We start from the raw sequence: 4,481 nt of genomic DNA, 5'->3' as shown, positions 1-4,481 counted from the left end.
CAGGAAGGAAACGTCAAACTCTCTATCAATCAGGCTTTCGAGGTCTGTGAGTAAGTTTGAGTAAGTTTTCCAGAACGGAACCATTAAATAAGTGGAATAGTCTTTTGCCAAAAAAGCCCTTAATTGGTGCGATATTAGGTAATTGGAGAAATCTATGATGCAAGTTATACTACTGAAGGCAAGCGCCGGAGGACGAGCCAGAGAATCTGGCTGTGAAACCCTACGAGCGCGAGCAACAGTCGCGAATCCGTCGGATATCTTAGTTAATATCCAGTACACGACTAAGGAATGAGGAGTGAACGATAAATGCCTGAAATAACACTAACTGCGGGAAACGATACTTTTACTGGCGGTGCCCCAGGGGATACTATACTCGGACTGGCAGGAAATGACACCCTGACAGCTACTGCTGGCGGTGTCGTACTTGCAGGTAACCAAGGGGACGATTACCTCCAAGCTTTCGTAGCCGGCAATACCCTCTTTGGTGGCCAGGGTAATGACACGATTAAAAGTGGTTCTAATAGCCTCGTACAGGGAGATAAAGGCAAGGACAGCCTGGTAGCGACTTTTGGCGATACCTTGTTGGGCGGTGACGATAACGACACCCTGGTGGGAGCCGCAGCATCTATCCTCTACGGTAACGCTGGTAATGACAGCCTGCTCGGTGCTGCAACTGCAACGCTTTATGGCGGTCAGGGTGGAGATATCCTCAGAGGTAATGGCTCCGGCTGGTTGTATGGCGAGGCAGACAACGACACCCTCGAAGGTAAAGCTGGGGATACCGTGCTAGGCGGTGATGGTAATGACAGCCTCCTGGCCAGTGGTAGCGCTCTCCTGTTCGGCAATGCAGGCAACGATATGCTGACCATTGCTGGTGGTGTCTCTGGTGCCACACTTTTCGGCGGCCAAGGTAATGACACCCTTTTGGGTGGTGATACAAACAGCGGCGGTGCTGGCGGCAACCTCTTGAAGGGTGATAAGGGCAACGACTACCTAGTAGCAGGTCGTACAGGCACGAAAGCCGATACTCTGTACGGCGGTGAGGACAGCGACACCCTTATCGGTACCGATCAGGGAGAATTACTGGTGGGTGGTACTACTACCACAGGTGCTGACACTGCCGATGGCGCTGACTACATTGTTGCCAAAGCTGGTGCTGATACCATATACGGTGGAGATGGTGCTGATACCGTGGACGGCGGAAGTGGTGCTGACAGCATTTTGGGCGGCGCTGGCGATGATATCCTCTTTGGTGGTGTTGGTACTGAAGCTGACACCTTAATCGGTGGCGACGGCAACGATACCCTGACTGGTTGGGGTGGTGGTGACATCCTAATTGGTGGTGATGGTGCCGATTACTTCGTGTTTACTGGCGGTACATTCGCAACGACCGCACTATCACCAGAGCAGGGAGCCATCGCCACCTTGAGCGATCTGGGGATAGATACTATCATAGGCTTCCAGGTAGGAGTAGACAAGATTGTTCTGGATGGGAATGGTACTGTACCTGGCTTTACTAACCCAACTCCGATATTCCAGAACTTGAGCGTTACCAATCCGCCATCACTTTCATTTATCACCGGAACCTTATCAGCTGATACAGCTCAAGGTTTGATTGTTTACAACAAGGACACTGGTGCCTTGTTCTATAACCCAGATGGTTCTGGCACATCGGGAGCTACTCAGTTCCTGACTTTAGATTCAGGCTTACCTCTCTCACCGTTAGACTTCATCATCGTCTAGAATGCAGGTCTTTTCTTTGCATTGAGTCGGTTAAAAAATCGATTTTCTCCGATTGCTTAACCGCTCCTCTAAGTTCTAGAAGCAAAGTAATAACAGGACTAGAAAAGTATCTAGTCCTGTTTTGTTTTGTGTTGCTTTCTGTTTCGATTAGCGCAGTCACCAAGGCGCTTAAGTCATTCTTAATTTCTGAAACCGTTGATTCTAGACCGTTCTTACCCTAGCCCCTAGCCCCTAGCCCCTAGTTCCTAGCTATAGCTATAGTTTTCCGATCTGACTAGCTGCCACAATCCGATCGACTCTTAACTCTAATTCTGGAAAAGTAGGAGAGATAATCAGGTCATTGCCTCTATAAGACTTAGCTTGATATTGACCTTCTACCAATTCGTAAACAAAAACAGTAGGAACTTTTGGATTGCCGAGATAAGCACGAGATGCGATAGCCAAATAATCGACAATCCAATATTCCGGAATACCCAACCGTTGATACTCATCCAGTTTGTCTACATAGTCATCATCCCAGTTAGTCGAAGCAACTTCCACTGCCAATTGAAGAGGTTCTGTAATAGCACCGTATGCCGTTACTTTTGAGTTCCATAAGGATTGGCTAACTACACTTACATCTGGATTTCTGCCTTGTTCTTTTCCCTCAGCAGTGAACGTTCTGATGATAATATCCTTGTCAACAATATAGTCAAGTTCCTTTCGCCTGATTTCATCGTTGAAAGCAAACATTAAAAACCTTGCCACATTTTTATGCGCTCTAATCGGCTCCACCTTTACAATCTCCCCATTCACCAGTTCGTAGATACCGTCTTCAGGATACTGTTCTAGAAACTCCTCAAAAGTGAGTTTTTTTAGAGGGGTTGTAATCATAGCATAAGCTCCTTATTCAAACAATTACGACACCATAAAAACCCAGAAACCGGGTTTTATGGTGTCGTTCGTCCTATTAATCAAACAACTCCGGCACTCTATTTCGCAACTCCTCATTCAAGCGAGGTAATTCATCGCGCATTTGCAAATACCAATCGCGACGTTGGCGGTAATGTTGAGATAGCAAACGATTATTTCTCACCCATTGGTAAGCATTTGCTGCCAATTTATGCCGCCACGATGTATCTGCAATTAACTGGCGCAACTTGGCTTCAAATTCTTCTACCGATCGATAAATCAACCCGGTTTCTCCTTCTACAATCGAGCCTTCATACACGGTAGGACTTGCCAGCACCGCCACGCCATGACCGGCACATTCGATCAATTTGAGATCCGATTTCATGCTGTTAAAACGAGTCGGATTTAGAGGCAACAAACCGATATCGCAAGAATGTAAAATTTCCTGATATCGTTCGTAAGGACAAAACGGTTCCAACTCTTTATCGGCAATCGACAAAGCATCAAAAAACTTGCGATCGTATATCACCTTTACGCGAACTCGATCGGCATAATCTGCCAACACTTTATTCAAAATTGGCATGATGGGAGCCCAATCTTCTTCGCGATTCAGCGCTCCAAAAAAGATGGTTACCAAATCATCCGATTTATACTGTCTTCGCTCTGGTAAATAAGCGAGTTGATTGCTAAAAACGCCGACATTCGGATTAATTTGGCGCAAAAATTCCGCCAGAGGTTCCGTCGAAGTTTGTACGCAATGTACAGCCCGGTAACTGAAAAATTGATTTTCTCCGTGAACCGGCCAGCGCATCGGGTCGTCGTCAATTTCAGCCACAATTAAATAATCGCGACGCAACAATTCTTTCAGTTTGGGAATATCATCAGGAGATTGCAAATAGCCTCGCTGCCAGATGAACACCTTTTCCTCTCCCGGCTGTCCCACACCCAAATCGGCTGTTTTGACAGAAGAAATCGTCCGCACACCCGGAATAGTACTGCTGAAGCGATCGGGCTCCAATATCCGCACGCGATCGCACGCTAACGGAGCCATCATCATCGTTTGGATCAGCAGCCGCCTGAGCGCTACAGGTGACTTGGTGGCTCGCACAACGTATTGCAGCGCCCCTGTTTGGACAGCAAATTTCATCGGATCGACGCCTAACGGCTTCAGTAAGGGTTGGATTTGCTCCTGGAACCTTTGAAACTCCTCCCCTTTGTTTCCTCGCGTCTGAATCTCGCATACCTGCAACTCTGCTTGGGTAAACATCTGCCTGATGCTATCGAGAGTAAAAAAGCGCAGATGAGTGCGATCGAGCAAGCCTTCGTCCTCATACTCCCACTTGCCGCGCAACAGCTTCACAATCAGACTCCAGTGCTGCACGTTGGGGATACAAGCCAAAATCAGACCATCTTCCTTCAGCCATACAACAGTACGTTTGAGTACCGTCCAAGGGTCGATCGTATGCTCCAGCACATCTCCAAAAACAAGACAATCAACCACACCCTCAGCTATTTCCAGTTCTAAGTTTGGATCTTCTACATTTCCCACTACCACGCGGTCTAGCCTGGTCGCCGCTATCTGCGCCGCCCGCTCGTTGAGTTCCAAACCGATATATTCGCAGTGGGGATTAAAGCGCTTGTACTCTTTGCCCAACGCTCCCGCCCCACAGCCAATCTCTACCACTACCTTGGCATCTCCGGGTAGCAATTTGAGCAAATCCGGGTTAATGCGATCGTAATATTCCGGTAATGCTTGGGAATTGAGAATAGGGGATTGGGGATTGGGGATTGGAAATTGACGATTGGGAATTGACAATTCTCCACTCTCCCGCTCCCCCGCTCCCCCG

4 protein-coding genes are annotated in these 4,481 nt (G+C 47.8%); 2 read left to right on the top strand and 2 right to left on the bottom strand.

Features of this window, described 5'->3' with window-relative positions:
- The first annotated feature begins 154 nt into the window (after nt 1-154).
- Both H6S82_RS19905 and H6S82_RS19900 read left to right on the top strand, forming a co-directional pair.
- The gene (locus H6S82_RS19905) at nt 155-292 is read left to right on the top strand and encodes a hypothetical protein (RefSeq protein WP_190468971.1); all 138 of its coding nucleotides are present in this window, start codon (nt 155-157) and stop codon (nt 290-292) included.
- A gap of 14 nt (nt 293-306) precedes the next feature.
- Entirely contained in the window at nt 307-1,743 is a 1,437-nt protein-coding gene (locus H6S82_RS19900; RefSeq protein WP_190468967.1) for a calcium-binding protein, read from the top strand.
- A 255-nt stretch (nt 1,744-1,998) separates the two neighbouring features.
- On the opposite strand, the gene H6S82_RS19895 is transcribed toward H6S82_RS19900, so the two are convergent.
- Together H6S82_RS19895 and H6S82_RS19890 are read right to left on the bottom strand one after the other, a co-directional pair.
- On the bottom strand, nt 1,999-2,616 hold the full coding sequence (locus H6S82_RS19895; protein WP_190468964.1) for a Uma2 family endonuclease: 618 nt from the start codon (nt 2,614-2,616) through the stop codon (nt 1,999-2,001).
- A 76-nt stretch (nt 2,617-2,692) separates the two neighbouring features.
- Nucleotides 2,693-4,318 (bottom strand): methyltransferase domain-containing protein, encoded by a 1,626-nt coding sequence (locus H6S82_RS19890; protein WP_347339516.1) that lies wholly within the window; start codon nt 4,316-4,318, stop codon nt 2,693-2,695.
- Nucleotides 4,319-4,481: the final 163 nt, after the last annotated feature.

The sequence above is a fragment of the Planktothrix sp. FACHB-1355 genome, assembly GCF_014748295.1.
GTDB lineage: Bacteria > Cyanobacteriota > Cyanobacteriia > Cyanobacteriales > Aerosakkonemataceae > Aerosakkonema > Aerosakkonema funiforme_A.
Note: the sequence above shows the minus strand (reverse complement) of the source record. Positions and strands in the feature narration are given on the sequence as shown.

Excerpts from the sequence above, each read along its gene's own strand:
- H6S82_RS19905 (WP_190468971.1), top strand. The coding sequence starts at position 155 with ATGATGCAAGTTATACTACTGAAGGCAAGCGCCGGAGGACGAGCCAGA.
- H6S82_RS19900 (WP_190468967.1), top strand. The coding sequence starts at position 307 with ATGCCTGAAATAACACTAACTGCGGGAAACGATACTTTTACTGGCGGT.
- H6S82_RS19895 (WP_190468964.1), bottom strand. The coding sequence starts at position 2,616 with ATGATTACAACCCCTCTAAAAAAACTCACTTTTGAGGAGTTTCTAGAA.